Source organism: Sphingosinicella sp. (assembly GCF_041916975.1).
Classification (GTDB): Bacteria; Pseudomonadota; Alphaproteobacteria; order Sphingomonadales; family Sphingomonadaceae; genus Sphingosinicella.
Genome location: NZ_JAYRYK010000001.1, coordinates 3,501,499 through 3,524,245 on the forward strand (window position 1 = coordinate 3,501,499; position 22,747 = coordinate 3,524,245).

The window sequence follows — 22,747 nt, forward strand, 5'->3', positions numbered from 1 at the left end:
CGCGCGCGCCGGACCCGGTCAGTCGTCGCTGAGGCCTTCTTGCGGGCGGTCACCGTAGTTGTCCGGGAACGGAATTCCCGGCGCGCCCTTGGTTTCGTGGCTGGCGGTGCCGAGGTCGACGATCTCGGTGGCATCGTAGGTCATGTCAGTCTCCATCGCATTCGCCGCACCAGATGCGGCACATGCAGGATCGGAAAATCACCACCGATACTCACGGATAAATATGCGGGCGGATCGGTGCCGCCTCCCGAAGTTGCCGGTTGAACAGCCGGTGCGGTGTCTTGAATCGTAGCGGGGGTTCAGGACGATGCGTCGAGAGCCAGCCTGTCCGCGATCTGGGGGACGAGCAGGATACGGCGGCGGTGATAGGCAAGAATTCTCCTTCGAACGGCCTTTTGAACGTCTGATGCGCCGGGACTCGCGAGCCGTCGCACTTCGGCGGCAATGCCGGGCACCAATGCGCATTCCATCCGCCGTATATGAGCGAGGCGTGCATTGGCCGCCGCTACTCTACGGCTAAACTCGCGGTTGGCCGATGCATCCGCAAGCGCCTGGAATAGGCCGGCGACCTGCATGTCGGGATCGTTCCCTGCGGTATTCATGTGCCGCCAGGCGGTCTCAAGCAATGCGGCGACCCGGATGAACGGCGTCGCATGAAGTGCCGCGAGCAGGTGCTGACCGTTCCAGAAATAGAGATCGCGGATGCAGCCGGCGGTCGGCAGCCACAGGCGAAATCCGCCGCCGGGAAGCATTTCCACGACCTCTTCGCCGACGAGGCGACATAGGCCGTCCCGGACAGGCGTCACGCTCGAGCGGAACCGATCGGCGAGCTCTGTAACGTCGATACGCTGGCCAGACCTGTAGTGACGACTGATGAGCAGGGCTTTCAGCGACAGGTAGATGTGTTCGTGGAGATGCCGGTCGGGTGCCATGCTCATGTCTCCTAAATGCCCGGGACCGCGTGCGAGTCTGCGTGAGGATGGTCAGCCCATTGTCAGGCTTGGTTGGGACCCGCATGAATTGATCGTGGCCCATTTTCGTGTCGACCCTCTGATTGGAGGGCAGGGATGAGCGCGCAAATGCTGATCACAAAAAATGTGATCTGCTGATTAATTCTGTCTTTGGTCGATTGAGAGAACATTTGAGAGAGGTTAGGCTTTTATGGGTTGCTTCCTTCTGCCCTGAGTCCAGTGATATCTGACAGTCAGTTCGGCTTGCGATCGATCGGGAGCCGAAACGTGGGATCGGTTGAATATTATCGCATGCGCGAGCATGCGTTGCCGGGCTATCTGTTCTACTTTGGAAAAACTTGGCCAATTCTAGAGAGCCCTTTGTGGCGAAGGAATTGGAGAAAATTATGGGACGTCAACGTTTTACGCCGGAGCAGCTTATTGCGAAGCTGCATGAGGCGGGTGTGCTGGCCGGGCGGGACTCAACTGTGGTTGAGGCTTGCCGCCAGATCGGGATATCCGAGCAGTGGTAGCGTAACCGAGGGGGGCGACCCCGCGATGATTCGACAGAATTATTCTGTCGGAGAAGATGAGAAAGACATGACCGCTCGCTTCGAATTACTCTAAACGGGGCTTCCGCGTGAGCCGGCCGTAGAAGTACGTGCGCAACGGAAGCGCGGGAACCCGCCATTTGCAGGCCGGTATGGGCTGAACGTCGATCGGTCCTAGCGATCAGCTGTCGAAACCCACCGTCCTGCGAACGTCGACGGCATTCCAGCGGATATGCTGGCGCAGGCTTTCCAGCGCGCCATGCTTGTCGCCCGCCTTGATGCAATCGAGGATGCGCATATGCTCGGCGTCGCTTTCCTGCTGCGTCTGCGGCGACATGAAGCGCTGCATCTTCAGATAGCGATCGGCGCGCACCAGCAGCCTGTCGAGCATCTGCAGCGTCAATGGCCGATCCGCGGCTTCGTAAAGCGTTCGGTGGAACTCGACATTCAGGCCGGCCCATTCGGTCTTGTCCGACGCTCGGCGCGAACGCTCGACGATATCGTCGAGCGTGTCGATGATCTCCGGCGTGATGCGAGCGATCGCTTCCTCGAGCAGATAGGGTTCGAGCAGGCCACGCAGCGCGTAGATCTCCTCGATCTCCGCCGCCGACAGCCTGGGCACCACTGCGCCCCGGAACTTCTCGCGGATGACGAGGCCCTCCGCTTCGAGAAGCGCCAGCGCCTCGCGCACCGGAATCCGGCTGACGCCCAGTTCCTGCGCGATCAGATCCTGCCGGATGAACTGATCCTCCGCATAATGGCCAGCAAGAATCCGTTCCTTCAAAACCCGTGTCACGTCGAGTGCCGTCGTACTACGCGCAAGCTTCCCCATGGGCGGCATCTATAAAATCATCCTATGTGGTCAACGGCTCACTGTAACTCGTCCTTGCAGAAGCGGCCATCCTTGATGATCGCGACGATCGCACCACGGCTTTCATTCAGCAGCGAAATGTCCTCGACCGGATCGCCGTCGACGACGATCATGTCGGCGAGCGCGCCCGGTGCGATGCAGCCGAGCTGGCCGGTCTGGCCCAGGATCTCCGCATTGACCGAGGTGGCCGAGCGGATGATGTCCATGGCGGGCAGAACGTTCGCGCGCAGTTCGAATTCCTTGGTCTGCGCGGCGATCATCTCTCCCATCAGATCGGTGCCGAAGCCCATGGTGACGCCGGCGTCGCGGCAGACCTCGAGCATCTGGAGGCCGGCGGCATTCACCTCCGCCAGCTTGCGCTTCACTTCCGCGCGCAGCCCATAGGCATCGGCATTGTCGGCGGATTCGCTGTAGCAGATCAGCGTGGGCACCATGAAGGCACCCTTTTCTACCATGAAGCGCGCGGTTTCGGTGTCGACGAAATTGCCGTGCTCGATCGTGCGGACGCCGCATTCGACCGCGCGGCGCGTGCTTTTCGCGGTATAGCTGTGCGCCGCGACATAGGTGCCGCGTGCTGCGGCTTCCTCGACGGCGATACGCACCTCGTCCATCGAATATTGGGTATGTTCCAGCGCGTCGTGCGGGCTGCCGACGCCGCCGGAGACCATCACCTTGATATGGTCGGCGCCCTTGCGCAGTTCCTCCCGCACGGCATGGCGCACCTGATCGGGGCCGTCGGCGATGCGGGTCATGATATCGAGCGCGGAGGTGCAGGCGCAAGGAATGCTGTCGTCGGTACGGTGGCGATGGTCGCCATGGCCGCCGGTCTGGCCGAGCGCGCGGCCCGAGACGAACATGCGCGGCCCTTCGACCAGGCCCAGCTCCACCGCCATCTTCATGCCCCAGTCACCGCCGGCGACGTCGCGCACGGTGGTGAAGCCGCGCATTAGCATCGCGCGCACGCGGTGGATGGCATGCGCCATCATCAACGTGTGCGGCATGCCGCGTTCCTTGTCCGAATTCAGGTGCGTCGAATAGACATGGACATGCGCGTCGATCAGGCCGGGCATCAGCGTGCGGCCGGCCAGATCGACGACGCGCGCGCCTTCCGCCCGGATCGGCGTGTCGGACACTTCCCCGATGCGGTTTCCCTCGACCAGGACGTGGCAATCCTCGCGCACGGCATCCGATGTTCCGTCGATCAGGCGACAATTGGCGAAAATGATCATGTGGCTACTCCGTCAGGCGATCGATCATGCGGCGGCGCGGCGGCCGTAGCGATTGGCAAGCGGAGCCACGCCGATGATGATCAGGGTGAAGAGAAGGAAATGGAAAAGCGATGCCCAGGTGAGGCCGGACCATCCCGCCGCCTCCAGGCTGGCGCCGCCGATCCAGGCGCCCATCGAGCTGCCCGCCGTCATCGCCGCCGACGAGGCGGCGGCAAGGCGGCCGGCGGGGTCGGCCAGCGACAATATGCCCATCACATAGGGGGTGATGAACAGCGACAGCAGCATGAAGGCGGGCACTGCCAGCATGAACGCGCGCGGGCTGACCAGATAGCCGATCGCCAGGACTGCGCCGATCTTCAGCACGATGGCGGCGACCATCGGCGCGCCATAGCCGAGCCGCGTATCGAGCAGGCGCACCAGGCTGGGGCCGGCGATCGTCAGAAACGCGGACAGTGACAGGATCGCGCCGATCTCAGTCACGCTCATGCCGTTGCGTACGCCGATCCGCTCGATGAAGGTCCAAACGACATTATGGCCCGACCACAGAATGATGAGCGCGGCGAAGGCGAGGAAGCCGAATGCGGGCAGCGCCCGCAGGCTGAGGCCGGTGAGTTCGCTCGACGTCAGCCGTTCGGCGGGGAAGCGGATCATGAAAAGCGCGCCGACCATCGCGACGGCGCCCATGGTGGTGAAGGCGCCGGCCGCACCGTCCCAGCGGATCGCGTAAGGCACGGTCATATAGAAAAGCGCGGCGAACAGGCCGTAGACGATGTTGAGCAGGGCGAAGGCGCGGGTGGGGCGTGACGAGCCCGCCGCCAGGCTGAAGGCGATGGCGACCACCAGCCCCTTGCCGACCCCGCACAGCATCCGCGCGGCGATCAATCCGCCTTCGCTGCCCGCATGGGCGGAGGCGAAATTGCCGAGCGCCAACAGCGCGATGCCGATCGCGGCGGTCAGGCGCGTGGGAAAGACCTGGATGCGCAGCGCCACCAGCAGTGAGACCGCCGCCACCGCCATGAATTCGAACGAGCCGATCCGCCCTGCCGCCGCCTGCGACAGGTGAAGATCGTCGATGACCGCGCCCACCCAGAGCGGCATCACCATCTGCGACGAGAAGGCGCTGCACACCACCACCAGCAGCGCGACCCATTGCAACGGCGAGAAATCCTCGCGGGTAACTGGCTGGCGTGCGGCGGTCATCGCTCAGGCGGTCCGGCTGACGACGCCGTCGGCGATGTCGGCGGTCCGCGCCTCGGCCGTGCGTTCTGAGGGTGGGCCATAACCGCCGCCCCCCCCGGTTTCCGCTACGAAACGGTCACCCGGGCGCAGCGGCAATTGTTCGACCTTGCGCACGATGAAGCCCTCCGGATGCTGCTCGTTATACACCGTTACTCGGGATGGCGCGCCGTCCTCGCCACCGAACAGGCCCCATTCGGGGGTCTTCGATCGGTCGAAATGCAGCGTTACGGTCATGTCGACCAGCGCTTCATATTCCTTGACGACATTCTGGCCGCCGCGGAACCGTCCGGCGCCGCCGCTGTCGCGGCCCAGTTCCATCCGGTTGATGCGCACGGGGGTGCGGTGCTCCAGCGTTTCGACCGGCATGTTGCGGAAATCGCCCGCCGCGCTGTGGATGATCGCGCTCGGGCCGTCGCCCTGAGCGCTGGCGCCCCAGCCGCCGTCGAGCGCCTCGCCGCTGGTGAAGCGCTTGCCGGTGGCGGGATCGACGCCCATCAGGAAGATGTTCCAGCTGTCGCCGGGCAGGCCTGCCGCGACATGATCGGGCAGCACGTCGCTCAACGCCTTGATGATCAGATCGATCAGCAGCATCACCGGATGCGGGCGCATGCACGGAGCGGGGGCCTCCGCCGCGTAGATCGAGCCGGGTTCGGCCAGCACCTCGATCGCGCGGAAGCTGCCGTCGTTGATGTCGGGCTCGCGCGCCGGGAACAGCAGCGCGAGTGCAAGGCGCACCGCCGAGACGGTGTTGGCATAGCCGGTGTTGAGATTGCCGGCGCGCTGTGGCGAGGAACCGGCGGTGTCGACGGTCATGCGATCGCCCGCGATCGTGACCGTCACCCTGGAGAGCACGGGGTCGTCGGTGACGCCGTCATCGTCCGAAACGCCCTCCGCCGTATAGACGCCGTCGGGGATCGAACGCAGGAAGGCGCGGAACTTGCCGTCGGTAGCGTCGAAGATCTGTGTGGAGCAGGCGTCGAGCACATCCTGGCCGAAGCGCCGCTTGAGCCAGGTCATCCGGTCGTTGCCCAGCCGGATAGCGGCGATCTGCGCCTTGAGATCGCCCATCAGCGTCTTCGGCACGCGGCTGTTGAGGCACAGCAGGTCGATGATGTCGCGCACCCATTCGCCGCCGCGCATGATCCGCGTCGGGCCCCAGCGCACGCCTTCCTGGAAGATGTTGCGGCTGTTGACCGGAAAACCCGGTTCCGCCGTGCCGATATCGGCCCAATGGGCGCGGATGGCGATGAAGCCGAGCAATTCGTCGCCGTCGGAAATCACGCCGATCACGTCGACATCGTTCAGATGACCGCCGGTGATATAGGTGTCGTTGACGGTGAAAACGTCGCCCGCGCGCATATCGTCCAGGCCATAGCGTTCGATCGTCGCGCGCAGCCCCGCGTCGAGGCCGCCGGTGAACAGCGGCAGGCCGGCATACTGGCCGAGCAGCCGGGCATGGCGATCGAACAGCGCGATGCCGTAATCATGGGCTTCGTAGATGATCGGCGAATAGGCCGATCGCGCGATCATCGCGCTCATGTCGTCGGCGATGGCGTTATAGGCGTTGCGGACAACTTCGCTCGTGATCGGATCCGGCGTGATGCTCATGCGGCCTCTCCCTCGAAGGTCAGGACAAGATTGCCGATCGGATCGATTGTGGCGGAAAAATCGGGCGGGACGATCGTGGTGCAGGTCTTTTCCTCGACCACGCAAGGGCCGGGCACACGTTCGCCCGGCACCATCGCGGCACGGGGCAGGAACCGGGTGTCACGATCGGCGCCGTCGAACCGGACGGTGAGCGTGCGCTGGCGCTTGCCCTCGGCCTCCGGCGCGCTTTCGGCCATGATCAGCGTCTGTGCGTCGAGCCCTGTGCGGCCACTGGCGCGCAGGCGGACGGTTGCCACCTCCAGCGCCTCGTCGTCGTTGATATGGCCGAAGATATCGGCATAGGCGCGTTCGAAATCAGCGCGCAGCCGGGCGTCCCGGCCCGCCGCGTCGGCGAAGCCGCCGGCATCGACGCGCACGCCGATGCCCTGTTCCTGCCCAAGATAGCGCACGTCGAAACTGCGGGTGAACTGGATACGGTCTCGCGCCACGCCCTCTTCGATGAGCGTTTCGGCCAGTTCGGCCTCCAGCGCCGCATAGCGCGCATCGAGCGCCGCCCAGTCGAGTTCGGCGGCGGGGGCCAGGATGGTTTCGGCGCGGTCGTGCACCAGATCGGATTGCAGCATGCCCCAGGCGGAGAATGCGCCGGCCGCGCGCGGCACCACGATGGTGCCGATGCCCAGCAGCCGCGCGATATCGGCGGCATGCATCGGACCGGCGCCGCCATAGGCGACCAACACGAAGCTGCGCGGATCGATACCCCGCCGCACTGTGATGGTGCGGATGGCATTGGCCATCTGTTCGTTGATGACGTCCAATATGCCCTGCGCCATCGCTTCGCCCGACAGGCCGAAATCGCCCGCGAATTCGGCGATCGCCGCGCGCGCCAAGCCGGCGTCCAGGCGCAGGTCGCCAAAGGCGCAGCCATCTTCCAGCCGGCCGAGTGCGATATTGGCGTCGGTGACGGTCGGCTGCGTGCCGCCATGGCCATAGCTCGCCGGGCCGGGTCGCGCGCCCGCGCTTTGCGGGCCAACGCGCAGCGCGCCCGCATCGTTCCAGGCGATCGACCCGCCGCCCGCGCCGATCGTGTGGATATCCACCATCGGCGTCAGGATTGGGAAGCCGCCGACTTCGCGTTCGTTGCGGACGACGGATTCGCCGTCGATGACCAGGCTCGCCTCGAAACTGGTGCCGCCCATGTCGATGCAGATGAGATTGGGCATGTCCGCCACCTGCGAAAGCGCCCGGCCCGCTACATTGCCGCCCACCGGGCCTGAGAGTAGCGACAGGATGCCGCGATCGCCCGCGCCCTCGGCGCGCATCAGTCCGCCATTGGACTGGAGCAGGAACAGGCGCGATTCCGCCTTCTGCTCTAGCGCGCCGAGCAGATCAGTCAGGTAGCGCTTGAGCACCGGCGAGGCATAGGCGTTGATGACGGCGGTGCTGGTGCGTTCATATTCGCGCCATTCGCGGCACACCTCGTGCGAGGGCGCGATCAGTATACCGGGCAGTTCGGCGCGCAGAAGTTCGGCGACCGCCGCCTCGTTGGCGGGATTGCGATAGCTGTGGAGGAAGCAGATCGCCAGCGCCTGATAATCGTCCGCGCGCAAGCGTTTCACGAGTGCTCGGACCTCGTCGACCTCGACCTTGGTCAGGATCGTGCCGTCGGCGCCGACGCGTTCTGCCAGTTCGAAGATGTCGCGGCGGGCGACCAGCGGCGTCGGATAGCGGAAATGCATGTCGTAGGGCTGGGGGCGGTTGCCGCGCCGCATTTCATAGACGTCGCGAAAGCCGGCGGTGGTGACGAGCGCCATGCGCGCGCCCTTGCGTTCCAGAAAGGCGTTCAGGTGCACGGTGGTGCCGTGCAGGATCGTCGCGTCCCGCTGCGAATCGATGCCCGCCTTGTCGAGCGCGTCGATCACCGATGGCCAGAAGAGAGGGGGCGAGGACGGTACCTTCACTGTGGAAAACTGGTGCGTCGCCGCGTCGAACATCGCCAGATCGGTGAATGTTCCGCCGACATCGATGCCGACAAATGCACTGGAACTACGCATTTCATTCCCTGTCCGGTGGAGGAGATCTTGCGCCAACCTAGCCGCAAAAAAAAATGCGACAAGAGAATAAAGAATATTGGATCCAATTTCGTTTCGCGCTAGGGATGCGAGGGTAGGAATACGGGCCCTAGGCGAGAAGTCGGGCGCGATCTGTCGAAAACTCTAGGAGGGGGAGTAGATTTATGCGGACTCGAATCTCACTTTTCACGGCCAGTGCCGCTTTTGCTCTGATGGCGGGCACTGCCCATGCGCAGACCCAGCAGCAACCCCCGGCCGGGACAGCGGCGGCGGTTGAGGGCTTCGGCGACGAGATTGTCGTGACGGCGCAGCGCCGTTCGGAATCGGTGCAGGATGTGCCGATCTCGATCAGCGCCTTTTCCGGCAAGCAGCTTCAGGAGTTGAAGGTCACGCAGCCCGCCGATGTGGCGGCGATTTCGCCCGGCGTGTTCGTCAACGCTACGCGCGGCGACCAGAATCCGACATTCTCGATCCGCGGGCTCAGCCTCAATGATACGTTTTCGAACAACAACCCAACTGTCGGCATCTATTTCGACGATGTGAACCTGCCCTATACGCCGATGATGTCGTTCCAGATGTTCGACATCGAGCGGGTGGAGGTGCTGAAGGGGCCGCAGGGCACACTTTACGGCCGCAACACCACGGGTGGTGCGATCAACTTCATCAGCCGCAAGCCGACCCATGAGCCCGAAGGCTATGCCACGCTCAGCTATGGCCGGTTTGACCGGCTGGAGCTGGAGGGTGCCGCCGGCGGTGGCGTGACCGACACGCTGGCCGTCCGTTTCTCCGCCCGGACGGTGCAGCAGTCGGGCGGCTGGCAGACCAATGGGTTGACTGGCAAGTCGATCGGCGACGTCAACAACATCGCCTTGCGCGGGCAGGCACTGTGGACGCCGATGCCGGAACTGACGGTGAACCTGCAGGGCACTTACGTCTACAATGAGAGCGACCAGCAATTGCGCGAGCATGTCGGCTATTATGCCAAGGGCGGCAGCGGCTATTGCGCGGCAGCGCTCGCCGGAAAGCTCGACCCGACGACCTGTGCTGACATATTGGGCTATTCGGACCCGACGCCCGAGCGGCGTACCGTCGAGAACAGCGCGACCTATGGCTATGAGAACAAGAGCCGCTCCGAAGGTGTGGCGCTGAACGTCAGCTATGATTTCGGCGGCGTCACCCTGACCTCGATCACCGGCTATAATCATTTCAACCGCGTCTCGGGCGACGACAGCGACGGCAGCGCGCTTATCGAACTCGACACCCGTTTCACCGACGACATCAAGTCCTTCACGCAGGAACTGCGCCTGACATCGGACAATGATTCCCCGCTGAGCTGGGTGGCGGGCGCCTATTACTCGTGGGACAGGATCGCCGGCAACGCGCTGCAGGCGCTGGACGATCATTTCTTCCACACTCGCGTCGATACCGGCTTCGTACAGAAGACCGACGCGTACGCGGTGTTTGGCCAGGCGAACTACAAGTTGAACGACGCGCTGACGCTGACCGCCGGGCTGCGCTTCACCCGCGACGACAAGCGCTTCACCTATGACAGTTTCGACCTGAACCCCTATGGCAATTCGACGCTGCCCGTGCCCGTCGCCGGCATCGTCGATGGGGTGGAGCAGGACAATCTATCGGGCAAGATCGGGGTCGACTATAAGGTTACGCCCGATGTGATGCTGTATGCGAGCGCCAGCCGCGGCTTCAAGAGCGGTGGTTTCAAGGCGGCGATCGCCTTCAACCCGGAGGAACTGCGGCCGTTCAAGGGCGAGACCGTCTATTCCTATGAAGTGGGGGCCAAGACCAGTCTGCTGGACGGCGCGCTGACCTTCAACCTGGCAGGCTACTACAATGACTGGCGCGATTTCCAGGCGATGGTCACCGAGATCCGCAGCGGCATCAACGTGATCGTACTCTCTAATGCGGGCGATGCGCGCGTCTATGGTCTGGAGGCGGAGACGACCTATCGCCCCACCGACCGATTGACGCTGCGCGGCGCGCTGAACTGGCAGAGCAGCAAGATTACCGACTTCAACAATGCCCCGGGCGCCGCCGATTTCACCGGCAACCGCCTGTCCAACGCCCCGGCATTCAGCGCCAGCGCGATGGCGCGCTGGGAGACCCCGATCCAGGGGAACAATTGGGGCGTGGCGATCCTGAGCGATGCATCCTATCGCAGCAAGACCTTCTACTCGCTGGCGAACCGCAACCTGTCCGCGCAGGACGGATATTGGCTGGTGAACGGCCGGCTTGCGGTACACGACAAGGACGATCGCTGGGAAGCCGCGATCTATGGCCGCAATATCTTCAACAAGCTCTACGTTTCGTCCGCCTATGACAATTGGGGCGGCATCTTCCCGTCGCAGAACTTCCTGGGCGATCCGGCGACATACGGCGTCTCGTTCACCGTGCGTTTCTGATCGGTGCGGCGAACGCCAACCGTGTGAGACATGATCGACAGATCCGATAATCTATGGTGGGCATCCGCCGGCCGGCGTCCCGCCGCGCCGGCGGTATCGGGCACGCTGCGCTGCGACATCGCGGTGGTGGGCGCCGGTATCATGGGCACCACCACCGCCCAGGCACTGGCGGCTGCGGGGCTGAGCGTGATCCTGATCGATGCCGGGCCGGTGGGGAGCGGCGCATCCTCCACCCCCGGCGGCTTCGTGGTCCCGCATTTCAGCGTCGGATCGCCGGACGCGATTGTCGAGCGCGTCGGCGAGATCGGGGAAAGGCTGGTTCAGGCTACGGGCGGATCGGCGGATCATCTGTTCGCAAAGGTCCGTGCGCTCAACATCGACTGTGATGCCCGGCAGGGCGGCTGGTATCAGCCCGCACATTCGGCGGCGGCGCGCGCCCGGATCGAGGATGTCGCGGGTCAATGGCATTCGCGCGGCTTCGCGGTCGAGATGCTGTCGGCCGAGGAGACGGCCGGCCGGACCGGTGTGGAGGGCTATGAGGGGAGCTGGTTCGCGCCCTCGGGAGGCACGATCCACCCCTTGCTTTATTGCCGGGGCCTGGCCGATGCGGCGGTCGTCAGCGGTGCGCGGCTGTTCGAACGGTCGCCGGTGCTGGGGATCGAACGACAACCGGGCGGCTATGCGCTGCGCTTGAACGACGGCCGGGTGATCGCGAACACGGTGATCCTGTGCACCAACGGCCTTTCGGGTGATCTGGTGCCGCCGATGACGGCATCGATCGTCACGCTCGGCGTGTGGCAATGCGCGACCGCCCCGATACCGGCGGAGCAGCGCCGGCACCTGTTCCAGCGCGGCGAGGCGCTGTCCGACACGCGCGAGCATCTCTTCACCTATCGCGTCGACAGCGAAGGGAGGATCATCACCGGTGCGCTCGACGCCTTCGGGGTTTCGCCAGCGCACCAGCGCGCGGCGATGGCGCGGCGCCTGCGGACCATGCTACGCCTGCCACACCTGCCGGAAATCACGCATTTGTGGACCGGCACCAGTTCGATATCCGCGTCGCGCTATCCCGCGACTTTGCTGGTTGATGGCGGCATCATCAGCGCCACCGCCTGCAATGCGCGAGGCATCGCACTATCGACCGTGATCGGCGACAGCCTGGCCCGTTTCGTGCTGGACGGCACGCCACCGCCCGTGCCGCTGTTGGACACGGCGCGTGCGCGCACCGCCGGCATTCAGCGACAATTGCGTCGCTTCTATCCCTTGATGGGGCCGATCCTCGACTGGATCGATACCCGCAGAGCCCCTGCCCGATGAGAGAGACCATGCAGACCGACAACATCATCCTCGACTTCTTCGCCTGGTGGAACACCGCGATGGCAGGCAGCGATCCGCTGCGGGCGGAGGGCTTCGCCCCCTTTTTCCACGAGGATGGCCGGCTGATCGTCAACGGCAATCTCCGCGCCACCGGCCCCGCTGAACTCGCCGCACATTACCAGGCGATCGCCGACCGGCTCGACCTTGTCGAAATGGTACTGCCCGTGGAAGAGGCGTTCGCCACTGAAAACCACGCCTTCGCCCATTGCCGCACCAGGGCGCGGAGCGGTGACAGCGAAAGCGCCGAGGAGGCGATGGCCTATGCGCTGGTCGATGGCGGGCGGATGCGTCTGCTCCGCGTCGTCTCGCTATCGGTTTGAAGGAGCGTCGTCGCGATGGTTCAACTGGCCGACCGCATCACCCGAACGCCTAAGAAAAGCTATGGCATGTACGAACAGGCCATAGTGCTGGAAGCACGGGGTATCGACCTGATCCATATGGAGTTCGGGCGCCCCGTCCATGACACGCCGAACCATATCAAGCAGGCGGCGGCTGATGCGCTGTTCTCTGGGCATGTCCATTACAGCGACATGGCGGGCGAGCGCGCCTTTCGCGAGGTGCTGGCGGAAAAGCTACGCCGTTTCAATCGGATGTATGTGAGCCCCGACGAGATCCTCGTCACCAACGGACTGACCCAGGGATCCTTCGCGGCGTTCATGGCGCTGATCAATCCGGGCGACGAGGTGATCCTGCTTGATCCCTATTATCCGCAGCATCTAGGGAAGATTGAGATGGCGGGCGGGCGGATCGTACCGGTACCGCTGGATGCGGCGGCGGATTTCGCGATCCGCGCCGACTGGATCGAGGCGGCGGTGACGCCGCGCACGCGCATGATCGTGCTGGTCAATCCGGCAAATCCGACTGGCCGCGTCTATGGCCGCGCCGAACTGGAGGCGCTGGCCGATGTCGCGATCCGCTACGACCTGTCGGTTGTCTCCGACGAGGTCTATGAATATATCACCTATGATGGGGCCGAGCATGTCAGTATCGCCAGCCTGCCGGGCATGGCGGAGCGTACAATCTCTCTCCACGCCTTCACCAAGGCTTATGCGATGGACGGATGGCGGCTGGGCTATGCGGTGGCACCCGCCGCGCTGATGCCGGGTTTGCTGAAGATCTCGACCAGCGCGGTGACGCATGTGAACACCTTCATCCAATATGGGGGCCTGGCCGCCGTTGCCGGTCCGCAGGACGCGATGGAGGCGATGGTGCGCGATGACCGGGCGAAGCGCGACCGGCTGGTGCAGCGGCTGAACCAGATGCCCGGTGTACGCTGCGCGCCGCCACAGGGCACGATCTACGCCTTTCCCGACATCAGCCGCACCGGCATTGCGGCGCAGGCGCTTGCTGAGCGCATCCTGAACGAGGCGCATGTGGTGGTGGAGGCGGGCAGCTTTTATGGCCCTGGCGGCGAAGGCCATCTGCGCCTGTGCTTCGGAGCGGAAAGCGCGGAGCGGCTGGACGAGGGGATGGACCGGCTTTCGCGTTTCTTCAACGCGCTGTAGAGCATCGTACGGAAAAGCGGGAACCGGTTTTCCGCAAAAAAAGATGCGATCACAAAAAACCTAAAGCAGGCTGCCTGATTCAGACTTCGCGCAGCCTGTTCCTAAAAGGAGAATGACCGTGTCCGATCTTACGCGCCTGTCTTCCGGATCGCGTTTCGAAACGCTAGCCGCCTATTCGCGCGCGGTGGCGGACGATTGCTACGTCCATATTTCGGGGACGGTGGGCGCCGATCCCGAAACCGGCGCGATCCCCGAAGCGGTTTCCGAACAAGTGAACAATATCTTCCGGATCATGGGCGATGTGCTGGCGGGTTTCGATATCGGCCTGGACGCCGTGGTGCGCACCCGCGTGTACCTGACCGATATCGAGCATCTGATGGTGGTGGCCGAAGGACTGCGCGCGCGCTTCAGCGATTGCCCGCCGACCAACACCACGCTGATCTGCGGTATTCCGGCCCCCGGCGCGAAGGTGGAGATCGAGATGACGGCGCGGCTGGCCGACACGCCCACCTGATCCCGGCATCGCGGTGGCGTGATCCTCCGTATCGACGGGCAGGTCCGCGAACCCGTGCATCGGGATGGCGTTTCGCCAGCGGCCGCGATGATGGGGGCAATTTCCAGTTTGCGGCATTGTCATTGATCCAGGATCCCGGCAATTGTCAAAATTGCCGTCAATCCTTCGTGAGCGAGGGACGAGTCATAAGAAAAGCTGCCGTGAACATGTCAATCGGATTAGTTCCGCTGCAGTCTTTCTTTCTGAGGGCATATCTGATGGTGTAAATCCTTTTCGAAAAGAAATAGATTATATTATTCAATAGGATAAAGGCGTCCTTTGGATCCCGTAGGGGTCACCACTATCCTGTTGATATTGTTACATATTTCTTTCCCGTGACCAAAATCTGATCAAATTCGCTGTACGGGCCATTCATCTTATCGGCTTCCTGCCCGCCGCCTGCCGCGTCGATCCACCGCGCGTAGTGCTTGAACAACATAGCCGGTGAGACGTACCCCATCTGCTTCGAGATATAGGACGGTTTGATGCCGCCCATGAGCGCGAGCGTGCCGTAGGTGTGCCGGGTCTGGTATGCATCTTCGTCCTCCCGAGAAGGTCGGGGCAGCGGCCAAAGTCTATGCGCAGATCATCAACGATGCGAATTGCGAACGCCGGCCACAGGCCGACGCCGACCGGTAGGCGCACCGACCACCGTGCCGGGCAATCAATGAAGTTCAGGTGGCTGCATGAAGTTTCAGGCTTTCGACGATCTGCGGCGGGAGCAGGTTACGCCGACGGTGATAGAGAAGAATCTTCCTTCGCAAGGCCTTTTGAACATCTGCGCCTCCGGGTCTCATGGCCCGTCCCGCTTCAGCGCTGGCGTCAGGGATCAACAAACTTTCTGCCTGACGTACGTGATAAAGGCGGGCATTGGCAGCGTCAGCCTTGCGACTGAATTCGCGGTTGGCTGCTGCGTCGGCGATCTTCTGGAGCCGGACCGGTAGGTTTCGCCGTAATTGATCGATGCAGCGCCGACACCGCGCGGGGCTCAGAGGTTTCCCTTCGCGGCTTCCCGCACCATCCGCTTGTCCAGCGTCAGGACCGAGATCGCACGACGAAGCCGCTTCTCCATCCCCAGATCCTTCATATGCCACGCCGGGTCGGTCCTCAGGCCTCCATATGATCGATCTATGCCGAGGCGGGGTCGATCGCTTCATGATAGCATTCACGGGTCAGTGACCAGTCCCTCGTCTGCTTCGCGTTCGATGACGCAGGTTTTACCTCGGGCTCGGCCTGCCTCTCGTCCTGTCGACAAGGGAAGGCCATTGTCATGGTCAGGCGATGATCGTCATGCATTCCTCCTCAAGGTGATGACCCAGCTGTCGGCCTTATCGTCGGGCAGGTCGATATTCTGTTCCATCGATCCACATCCGGTGCATCACAGCCGCGAGCTTGCGCGCCCGTGCGACGGTCGCCTTCTTATGGCCAACCTTCGCTTTCAGCTTTAACGCCCAGCGCTTGAGGCCGAGCATCCCGCCGTATCGGCGCGTGATCAGGCTGGAGGCCGCCTCGAACAGCGATGTTCGCAAGAGCGGATCGCCCAGCTTGCTGATACGCCCGGTATAATCCATCTGCCCTGACTGGTGACGCCTGGGCGTCAGGCCAGCATAGGCGCCAACCGAAGCCGACGATGCAAACCGCTCCGGCTTCTCGACGCAGCTTGCCAATGATCTCTTTCGACATGTGCTTTTTTTCGGCATTCGATATCTCATTTTTGGTCCAAATTGTCAGAGTCTCTGGGCCACCCAGCGAGGGGGTAGATCAATTGCCCAGGGCAGCCGTGACTCCGATCGGGAGAGCAGATTGCTGCCGGACGAGCGCGTGCCTGGAGATGCGCAAGAGTCAAAATTGAAAAACCGAAGCAGAAGCAATTTCTTCATAACAATTTGATATTAAATAGATAAATTTGCATATATCGTGTTTCCATTTAGCAAACGAACGACTGTTTGAAAGCGAAAAATAAAAGTTTGCACACTGATATAAACTCTTGACCGATCTCGCCGCTGCGATGTAAAAATCGAACCAAGCAATGGGAGCGGCTGGTTAATGTGCCGACGGGGAGGCGGTCGTTTTTCGACCATTCATTGGCATGTTTTCCTGGCGCGTCACCTGCAGCCTACGGCCGCATTGGCCAGGGAGGAATTGTCCGGTGAAGCCAGCGGGTGCGCACCCAGGGGTGCGGGTCGAAAAATTCCTTGCCCGACAGCACCGGCTGTTGATCGGTGGTGAGTGGGCCGCTTCGGTTTCAGGTGCGCGATACGACACACTAAACCCCGCGACAGGGCAGCCGATCGCGAACGTGGCAAGGGCGGATGGCGCGGATGTAGACTGTGCTGTGGATGCGGCGCGACGCGCGTTCGAAGGTGTGCAGTGGAGCGGATTATCCTGCAGCGCAAGGGCACGCTTGCTTTGGCGTTTTGCAGACCTTCTTGAAGAAAACGCTTCCGAACTTGTGGAATTGGAAGTTCTCAACAACGGAATGCCGAAGGCGTTTGCCGGATGGGGCGTTGCGGCTTCGGCATCGTGGCTACGCCATTTTGCCGGCATGGCGGTGCGCGTTTTAGGGCAAAATGCCTCTGCGGCAGTCTCAGGCGATGGCGCGCAGTTCCACGCCTATACGGCGCGAGAACCCGTTGGCGTGGTTGGCCTGATCATTCCTTGGAATGGGCCAATCGGAACCTTCGTTATTAAGGTGGCGCCGGCACTTGCTGCGGGCTGCACCTGCGTCGTGAAGGTTGCGGAGGATACACCGCTTACTGCTCTGCGCCTTGGTGAGCTTGCGCTCGAGGCGGGTATCCCGGCCGGTGTTTTGAATGTCGTCACGGGCTTCGGCGACGCGGGGGCGGCGCTCGTCGCGCACGCGGGTGTCGACAAGATATCTTTCACGGGCTCCACGGAAACCGGTAAGACTGTGCTGCGTTCGGCGGCGGACAGCGTGAAGCGCGTTACATTGGAACTGGGTGGAAAGTCGCCCTGCGTTGTTTTCGATGATGCGGATTTGGCCCAGGCTATTCCTGGCGCCGCCATGGCGATTTTCGCCAACACGGGGCAGGTCTGTTTTGCCGGTTCCCGTCTCTATGTGCAGCGCAAGGTGTTCGACAGGGTTGTCGAGGGCGTCGCGGACTTCGCTCGCTCGCTGAAGGTCGGCAGCGGTCTCAGTGCCGAAAATCAGATCGGGCCGCTGATCTCTGAAAAGCAGCGCCGGCGGGTGTGCGAATACATCGCGCTCGGTTCGCAGGAAGGCGGCCAGATCGTGGCGGGTGGCAAGGTTCGCGAAGGCGATGGCTTTTTCGTGGAACCCACAGTGTTCACCAACCTCTCCTCCAGCGCACGCATCGTGAAGGAAGAGATATTCGGGCCTGTGGTTGTCGCGACGCCATTCGACGATGTGGACGAAGTTGTCGGCCTCGCGAATGACACGCAGTACGGCCTTGGAGCCGGCATCTTCACGAACAGTCTATCGAGAGCGCATATTCTTGCCGGACGACTGCAGGCCGGCAATGTCTGGATCAACTGCTACGGTGTGATGAACCCGTCCATGCCGTTTGGTGGCTTCAAGCAATCCGGTATCGGAAAGGAAATGGGCGACGAGGGCTTTTCGGCGTTCCTCGAAACCAAATCCGTTTATATCAACCTTGGCGGGGCCTGACGCCATGCGCGCAACTCACCTTGGGCTGGCGGCACTGCTCATCCTTTCGGCCTGTGACCGGCCGATTGCCGAAACGTCTTTGGTGGTGGGTGAGGATTGGCCGGCAATAGGCGGATCATCGCTTGAGCAGCACTATACGCGGCTGACCGATATCAATCGCACGAATGTGAGCCAGCTCGGTCTTGCATGGTCGCTCGATCTCGACACGACGCGCGGTCAGGAGGCGACACCGGTTCTTGTCGACGGCACCCTCTACACCACGACGGCGTGGAGCAAGGTGATCGCGGTCGATGCCGTGAGCGGCAAGCTGAAATGGCAGTATGATCCGGAGGTTCCAGGCGAAACAGCAGTGAAAGCCTGCTGCGATGTCGTGAACCGCGGCGCCGCCTATTTCGATGGCAAGATTTATTCGGCAACGCTCGACGGTCGCCTCATCGCGCTTGATGCGAAAACCGGAAAGCTGGTCTGGAGTGTGCAAACGCTTGACGATGGCTGGCCATACACGATCACCGGTGCGCCGCGTATCGCAAACGGAAAGGTCATCATCGGCAACGGCGGTGCTGACCTTGGCGCGCGCGGTTACGTAACCGCCTATGATGCGCAGTCCGGAAAGCAGGCCTGGCGCTTTTACACGGTGCCCGGTGATCCCGATAAGGGAGCGGATGGCGCAGCTTCGGATGAGGTTCTGAAGACCAAGGCAGCGCCCACCTGGTTCGGTTCCTTTTGGAATTACGGCGGTGGCGGCACGGTTTGGGACGCCATCGTTCACGATGCAGAGCTGAACCAGCTCTACATTGGCGTCGGCAATGGTTCTCCGTGGAATCACAGAATCCGTTCGGATGGGCGCGGCGACAATCTCTTCCTGTCCTCCATTGTGGCGCTCGATCCGGACACCGGGAAATACCTCTGGCACTACCAGCAGAACCCCGGAGAGACGTGGGATTTCACAGCGACGCAGCCGATCGTCCTCGCGGATCTCAAGATCGATGGACTGGACCGAAAGGTCCTGATGCAGGCCCCCAAGAACGGCTTTTTCTACGTGATTGATCGGCGCACGGGAAAGCTGATCTCGGCGCGAAATTTCGTCCCCACGACGTGGGCGAAGGACATTGATCAGAAAACCGGGCGACCGATCGAAACGCCCAACGCCCGTTATCCGAATCCTGAAGTCGGGCTGCCCGGAAGCCCCGGCGCGCACAGTTGGCAACCGATGGCGTACAGCCCGGATACCGGGCTCGTCTATATCCCTGCGCAATCGATCCCGTTCCTGTATCTGGAAGACAAGAGCTTCCGCTTTCGTCCCGGCGCTTGGAATCTCGGCGTCGACCTGAACGCCGCGCCTTTGCCGGATACGCCGGAAGCCAAAAAAGCGGCGCGTGACGCACTCAGCGGCGCGCTCATCGCATGGAACCCGGTGACGCAGACGATGGCGTGGAAGGTCGATCATCAGCGCCCCGTCAATGGCGGTGTTCTCGCGACAGCGGGCGGTCTGGTGTTCCAGGGGCAGTCGAGCGGAATCCTCTCCGCTTATGACGCATCGAACGGCAAGGAGCTGTGGCGCTTCGATACGCAGTCTGGCGTTGTCGCGGCGCCGATGAGCTACAGAATCGACGGTACGCAATATATCGCCGTTCTTGCTGGATATGGCGGCGCGATGGCGCTGGCGCTACCCAATTTCTACGAGCCGAGGCCGCGGATGCCCGGACGGCTTCTGGCGTTCAAACTGAACGGCAAAGCCGCGCTAGCGGAGCCGCCGCCTGTTTCGCCGCCCAATATCACAACCGAAGCCTGGCCTGCGGAGAGCGTTACCCGGGGCGGCGCGCTCTACGCAGAGGTGTGCTCCGGCTGCCATGCCGCGGGTGCGATGTCGGCGAACGTCGTTCCTGATCTTCGCCGCAGCGCGGTTCTCTCGGACGCCGAAACCTGGCGTGCGGTGGTTATCGACGGTGCGTTGTCGAGCGTCGGAATGGTGAGCTTTGGGAATCGGCTGTCGGCTGAAGAGGCTGAACAGATTCGGGCTTATGTCCAGATACAGGCGCGCAAGCTCGAAAGGCCCAAGGGTGGAGCAAGCGATGGTCGTTAGCTGTCACCCGATCGCGAACGGATCATTCTTGAAATGAGAGGGGAGAAGGCTGCCGAATCCAGCGGTGGTGGTACGGGGACTTGATCAAAAAATCTTGTGAAATCGGATATCAAGACCAGGGGAGTGAGAAATGACAAACAATGAGACCGGTATTTCAGGGAAGATTTGTCGAATTGGATTGATGTGCACGTCGGCAATCGCCGGACTCGTCCTCGGAGGTGCGCCGGCGGCGGCGCAGGCTCCCGCAGGCGAGGCTGTGGATCAGATCGTGCAGGATGCCGGCGAAATCATCGTCACGGCACGCCAGCGCAAGGAAACGCTTATCGAGGCTCCCGTTGCCGTCAGTGCGATCGACGCGCAGACACTGAGCCGCTTCGGCGCCACGGATACCCGCGATCTCGCAAAGCTCGCGCCCTCTCTCACCATCGACCGTTCATCGAGCGGCGGCGGCGGCGTTATCGCGCTACGTGGTATCGGTACATCGCCGAGCAACGCGGGGTTCGATCAGGCGGTCTCGATCAACGTGGATGGTATCCAGACAGGCCGATCGCGCATCATGGAACTCGGTATGCTCGATTTGGCTCAGGTCGAAGTCATGAAGGGGCCGCAGGCGTTGTTCTTCGGAAAGAACAGCCCGGCGGGCGTTATCAATATCACGTCGGCATCTCCCACGCGCACTTTAGAAGGCTACGCGCGCGTCGGCTACGAGTTCGTCGGCGACGAAGCGCTGGTGGAAGGGGCAGTCTCCGGGCCGCTGTCTGATGCTTTTTCTGCACGCGTTGCGGTTCGCTACCGCCACCTGGACGGTTGGCTTCGGAACAACGCCGGTCAATTGACGAGTTCGCCGTTCGCAGGGCCGAACAATCTGCCGCAGGCGCCGAAAACCTCGCGGCCGGGCGACGAAGAGTTTATCGGTCGTGTGAGCCTTGCCTTTGAGCCTGAAGGAAGCGATTTCAGCGCCACGCTCAAGGTTGCGGGCATGGTCCGCAATGATGACGGGCCGTCGGCGGGTCAGCAACTCGTCAACTGCGGTGGCTATACCACGCCGACAGTCGTCTACGCGGGAATTCCGACTGTTGCCGTCGATCCTTACGGCGATTGCAAGCTGGATCGCAACTACTCGAACGGTGCGTTGCCAAACGGCTATGCGGATAACTGGCCGATCGCAAAGCAGGATCCATACACAAAAACAAAGATGCTGCTGTCGAGCCTGACAGCGAACTATGATTTCGAAAATCTCACGCTCACATCGGTTACGGGATATTTCATCAGCAATTCGAAATATTTCGATAATTACGATGCCACACTCTACATGGCATACGATGCTGCTGAGCAGGAGAAATTCAGGTCCTTCAGCCAGGAGTTCCGGCTCTTGTCATCGTTCGATTCCCCGGTGAATTTCATGCTCGGGGCATATTACCAGCACTCGAAGCACGACTTCTTCAACGCAGCTCTCATCGCGCCGCTGCCGGTCGACGCCGCCACGGGGAAATATCACACGTGGGAAAAGCCGGGTGATACCAAGGGCAACACCTATTCGGTGTTCGGACAGCTGATCTGGAAGATCGTGCCCGAACTCGAACTCGCTGGCGGCGTGCGCTACACGCACGAAACCAAGGATTCGAGCATTGTGAACACCTATGTTCATCCTCCGCTGTCTGGAACAGTCCTGGCGGCTGAGGGGCAGGTCTTCACAGACAAGTTCAAGGACAGCAACTATTCACCGGAAGCGACCTTGTCCTGGCGTCCGACATCGGATCTCACCACATATGTCGCCTATAAGACGGGTTACAAATCCGGTGGTTTCGGTATCAGCACGAACCTTATTCCCGCAACGATTACCTCTGATTCGATCCGGTTCAAATCGGAGAAGATCAAGGGTTTTGAAGGCGGCATTAAAGCAAGGTTGATGGATCGCGCGTTAACGGTAACGAGTTCGATTTTCTCCTACAAATACTCGAATTTGCAGGTGAACTCTTTCAACGCATCGACCACAAGCTTCATCATCACCAACGCTGCCGAAGCGCGAGTCAAGGGCGTGGAGTTCGATTTTAACGCGCGCGCCAACGATTGGCTGAGTTTCAACGGCGGAATCGCGTATAATCGTGCCCGTTTCCTCGATTACCTATCGCAGTGCTGGGGCGGCCAGACCGCAGCACTCGGTTGCAACGTGGATAATGGGAACGGCACGTTCTCCCAGCAGCGCTCGGGCCAGGCGCTTGCACGTGCACCCGAATGGACGGCGACGGCAGGTTTCAATGCTGATATTCCGGCAGGCGACGACTTCGTGGTCGGTCTTTCAGGAAACACGCGCTTCAGCGATAGCTATTTCGCACTTGAAAATGGCAATCCAGCCGGGGTTCAGGACAGCTTCTGGCTTTTTGATGCGAGCGTGCGCCTGAAGAGGTCCGACGAACGGTGGGAAGTTGCGTTGATCGGGCGTAATCTGACGAACGAATATTACACGTCGTATATGGCCGAAAAGCCCGGTGCGCCTGCCCCGGCTGTGGGCGATACGGTTCAGATCATGGGCATACCGAACCGTGGACGCCAGTTCATGGTGCAGGGCACCGTGAAGTTCTGATCATGGTTGGAGGGGAGCTACATCTTGTGGCTCCCTTCGCTTTTTCGAGTGTGCATGTT

18 protein-coding genes and 2 pseudogenes are annotated in these 22,747 nt (G+C 62.0%); 10 read left to right on the top strand and 10 right to left on the bottom strand.

The window, feature by feature from the left end; translation table 11 throughout:
- Nucleotides 1–18 precede the first annotated feature (18 nt).
- Together ACE3TJ_RS16490 and ACE3TJ_RS16495 are read right to left on the bottom strand one after the other, a co-directional pair.
- The gene (locus ACE3TJ_RS16490) at nt 19–144 is read right to left on the bottom strand and encodes a benenodin family lasso peptide (RefSeq protein WP_374598085.1); all 126 of its coding nucleotides are present in this window, start codon (nt 142–144) and stop codon (nt 19–21) included.
- 155 nt (nt 145–299) lie between these two features.
- The gene (locus tag ACE3TJ_RS16495; RefSeq protein ID WP_374598087.1) at nt 300–932 is read right to left on the bottom strand and encodes a GntR family transcriptional regulator; all 633 of its coding nucleotides are present in this window, start codon (nt 930–932) and stop codon (nt 300–302) included.
- 401 nt (nt 933–1,333) lie between these two features.
- Here ACE3TJ_RS16495 and ACE3TJ_RS16500 point away from each other — a divergent pair, with 401 nt between their 5' ends.
- Complete coding sequence (locus ACE3TJ_RS16500) at nt 1,334–1,483, top strand: hypothetical protein (RefSeq protein ID WP_374598089.1); 150 nt, start codon at nt 1,334–1,336, stop codon at nt 1,481–1,483.
- A gap of 199 nt (nt 1,484–1,682) precedes the next feature.
- On the opposite strand, the gene ACE3TJ_RS16505 is transcribed toward ACE3TJ_RS16500, so the two are convergent.
- The 5 genes from ACE3TJ_RS16505 to ACE3TJ_RS16525 are packed head-to-tail and all read right to left on the bottom strand — an operon-like array spanning nt 1,683 to nt 8,499.
- Nucleotides 1,683–2,333: a GntR family transcriptional regulator gene (locus ACE3TJ_RS16505; protein ID WP_374598091.1), complete on the bottom strand. Its 651-nt coding sequence runs from the start codon at nt 2,331–2,333 to the stop codon at nt 1,683–1,685.
- Nucleotides 2,334–2,371: 38 nt separating this feature from the next.
- The gene (locus tag ACE3TJ_RS16510; protein ID WP_374598093.1) at nt 2,372–3,601 is read right to left on the bottom strand and encodes an amidohydrolase family protein; all 1,230 of its coding nucleotides are present in this window, start codon (nt 3,599–3,601) and stop codon (nt 2,372–2,374) included.
- Between the two features lie 24 nt (nt 3,602–3,625).
- A complete protein-coding gene (locus ACE3TJ_RS16515; RefSeq protein WP_374598095.1) occupies nt 3,626–4,801 on the bottom strand; it encodes an MFS transporter in 1,176 nt (391 codons plus the stop codon).
- Between the two features lie 3 nt (nt 4,802–4,804).
- Nucleotides 4,805–6,448, bottom strand: a complete 1,644-nt coding sequence (locus ACE3TJ_RS16520; RefSeq protein WP_374598097.1) for a hydantoinase B/oxoprolinase family protein — start codon at nt 6,446–6,448, stop codon at nt 4,805–4,807.
- On the bottom strand, nt 6,445–8,499 hold the full coding sequence (locus ACE3TJ_RS16525; protein ID WP_374598099.1) for a hydantoinase/oxoprolinase family protein: 2,055 nt from the start codon (nt 8,497–8,499) through the stop codon (nt 6,445–6,447). Before ACE3TJ_RS16525 ends, ACE3TJ_RS16520 begins: the two co-directional genes overlap by 4 nt.
- Nucleotides 8,500–8,681: 182 nt before the next feature.
- On the opposite strand from ACE3TJ_RS16525, the gene ACE3TJ_RS16530 reads away from it, so the two are divergent.
- The 5 genes from ACE3TJ_RS16530 to ACE3TJ_RS16550 all read left to right on the top strand — a co-directional run bounded on the left by ACE3TJ_RS16530 (nt 8,682) and on the right by ACE3TJ_RS16550 (nt 14,333).
- Nucleotides 8,682–10,937, top strand: coding sequence for a TonB-dependent receptor domain-containing protein (locus ACE3TJ_RS16530; protein WP_374598101.1), 2,256 nt, complete (start codon nt 8,682–8,684; stop codon nt 10,935–10,937).
- 30 nt (nt 10,938–10,967) lie between these two features.
- Nucleotides 10,968–12,254, top strand: a complete 1,287-nt coding sequence (locus tag ACE3TJ_RS16535; protein WP_374598103.1) for an NAD(P)/FAD-dependent oxidoreductase — start codon at nt 10,968–10,970, stop codon at nt 12,252–12,254.
- Nucleotides 12,255–12,262: 8 nt separating this feature from the next.
- Entirely contained in the window at nt 12,263–12,634 is a 372-nt protein-coding gene (locus ACE3TJ_RS16540) for a hypothetical protein (RefSeq protein ID WP_374598105.1), read from the top strand.
- A 15-nt stretch (nt 12,635–12,649) separates the two neighbouring features.
- The gene (locus ACE3TJ_RS16545; RefSeq protein ID WP_374598107.1) at nt 12,650–13,819 is read left to right on the top strand and encodes a pyridoxal phosphate-dependent aminotransferase; all 1,170 of its coding nucleotides are present in this window, start codon (nt 12,650–12,652) and stop codon (nt 13,817–13,819) included.
- A gap of 118 nt (nt 13,820–13,937) precedes the next feature.
- On the top strand, nt 13,938–14,333 hold the full coding sequence (locus ACE3TJ_RS16550) for a Rid family hydrolase (protein ID WP_374598109.1): 396 nt from the start codon (nt 13,938–13,940) through the stop codon (nt 14,331–14,333).
- Nucleotides 14,334–14,673: 340 nt separating this feature from the next.
- Here the strand turns inward: ACE3TJ_RS16550 and ACE3TJ_RS16555 are convergent, their stop codons facing one another.
- Nucleotides 14,674–14,868, bottom strand: a complete 195-nt coding sequence (locus tag ACE3TJ_RS16555; RefSeq protein ID WP_374598111.1) for a hypothetical protein — start codon at nt 14,866–14,868, stop codon at nt 14,674–14,676.
- Nucleotides 14,869–15,058: 190 nt separating this feature from the next.
- Here ACE3TJ_RS16555 and ACE3TJ_RS16560 point away from each other — a divergent pair, with 190 nt between their 5' ends.
- A complete protein-coding gene (locus ACE3TJ_RS16560) occupies nt 15,059–15,316 on the top strand; it encodes a hypothetical protein (RefSeq protein ID WP_374599476.1) in 258 nt (85 codons plus the stop codon).
- Here ACE3TJ_RS16560 and ACE3TJ_RS16565 read toward each other — a convergent pair.
- Both ACE3TJ_RS16565 and ACE3TJ_RS16570 read right to left on the bottom strand, forming a co-directional pair.
- A pseudogene (locus ACE3TJ_RS16565) lies at nt 15,296–15,498 on the bottom strand (IS3 family transposase); the annotation flags it as partial. The gene ACE3TJ_RS16560 and the pseudogene ACE3TJ_RS16565 overlap by 21 nt on opposite strands.
- 366 nt (nt 15,499–15,864) lie before the next feature.
- Nucleotides 15,865–16,027, bottom strand: a pseudogene (locus tag ACE3TJ_RS16570) (transposase); the annotation flags it as partial.
- Between the two features lie 434 nt (nt 16,028–16,461).
- On the opposite strand from ACE3TJ_RS16570, the gene ACE3TJ_RS16575 reads away from it, so the two are divergent.
- The 3 genes from ACE3TJ_RS16575 (at nt 16,462) to ACE3TJ_RS16585 (ending at nt 22,688) form a co-directional block, all read left to right on the top strand.
- Nucleotides 16,462–18,021 carry an aldehyde dehydrogenase gene (locus tag ACE3TJ_RS16575; protein ID WP_374598113.1) on the top strand — a complete coding sequence of 520 codons (1,560 nt, stop codon included), beginning with the start codon at nt 16,462–16,464 and terminating at the stop codon, nt 18,019–18,021.
- Between the two features lie 4 nt (nt 18,022–18,025).
- Nucleotides 18,026–20,104 (top strand): PQQ-dependent dehydrogenase, methanol/ethanol family, encoded by a 2,079-nt coding sequence (locus ACE3TJ_RS16580; protein WP_374598115.1) that lies wholly within the window; start codon nt 18,026–18,028, stop codon nt 20,102–20,104.
- 130 nt (nt 20,105–20,234) lie between these two features.
- A complete protein-coding gene (locus ACE3TJ_RS16585; protein ID WP_374598117.1) occupies nt 20,235–22,688 on the top strand; it encodes a TonB-dependent receptor in 2,454 nt (817 codons plus the stop codon).
- The last annotated feature ends 59 nt before the right edge of the window (nt 22,689–22,747 follow it).

Coding starts and splice junctions, on each gene's coding strand:
- ACE3TJ_RS16510 (WP_374598093.1), bottom strand. CDS start 3,601: ATGATCATTTTCGCCAATTGTCGCCTGATCGACGGAACATCGGATGCC.
- ACE3TJ_RS16560 (WP_374599476.1), top strand. CDS start 15,059: ATGAAGTTTCAGGCTTTCGACGATCTGCGGCGGGAGCAGGTTACGCCG.
- ACE3TJ_RS16515 (WP_374598095.1), bottom strand. CDS start 4,801: ATGACCGCCGCACGCCAGCCAGTTACCCGCGAGGATTTCTCGCCGTTG.
- ACE3TJ_RS16520 (WP_374598097.1), bottom strand. CDS start 6,448: ATGAGCATCACGCCGGATCCGATCACGAGCGAAGTTGTCCGCAACGCC.
- ACE3TJ_RS16555 (WP_374598111.1), bottom strand. CDS start 14,868: ATGGGCGGCATCAAACCGTCCTATATCTCGAAGCAGATGGGGTACGTC.
- ACE3TJ_RS16535 (WP_374598103.1), top strand. CDS start 10,968: ATGATCGACAGATCCGATAATCTATGGTGGGCATCCGCCGGCCGGCGT.
- ACE3TJ_RS16495 (WP_374598087.1), bottom strand. CDS start 932: ATGGCACCCGACCGGCATCTCCACGAACACATCTACCTGTCGCTGAAA.
- ACE3TJ_RS16580 (WP_374598115.1), top strand. CDS start 18,026: ATGCGCGCAACTCACCTTGGGCTGGCGGCACTGCTCATCCTTTCGGCC.
- ACE3TJ_RS16505 (WP_374598091.1), bottom strand. CDS start 2,333: ATGGGGAAGCTTGCGCGTAGTACGACGGCACTCGACGTGACACGGGTT.
- ACE3TJ_RS16530 (WP_374598101.1), top strand. CDS start 8,682: ATGCGGACTCGAATCTCACTTTTCACGGCCAGTGCCGCTTTTGCTCTG.
- ACE3TJ_RS16525 (WP_374598099.1), bottom strand. CDS start 8,499: ATGCGTAGTTCCAGTGCATTTGTCGGCATCGATGTCGGCGGAACATTC.
- ACE3TJ_RS16585 (WP_374598117.1), top strand. CDS start 20,235: ATGACAAACAATGAGACCGGTATTTCAGGGAAGATTTGTCGAATTGGA.
- ACE3TJ_RS16545 (WP_374598107.1), top strand. CDS start 12,650: ATGGTTCAACTGGCCGACCGCATCACCCGAACGCCTAAGAAAAGCTAT.
- ACE3TJ_RS16490 (WP_374598085.1), bottom strand. CDS start 144: ATGACCTACGATGCCACCGAGATCGTCGACCTCGGCACCGCCAGCCAC.
- ACE3TJ_RS16575 (WP_374598113.1), top strand. CDS start 16,462: ATGTTTTCCTGGCGCGTCACCTGCAGCCTACGGCCGCATTGGCCAGGG.
- ACE3TJ_RS16540 (WP_374598105.1), top strand. CDS start 12,263: ATGCAGACCGACAACATCATCCTCGACTTCTTCGCCTGGTGGAACACC.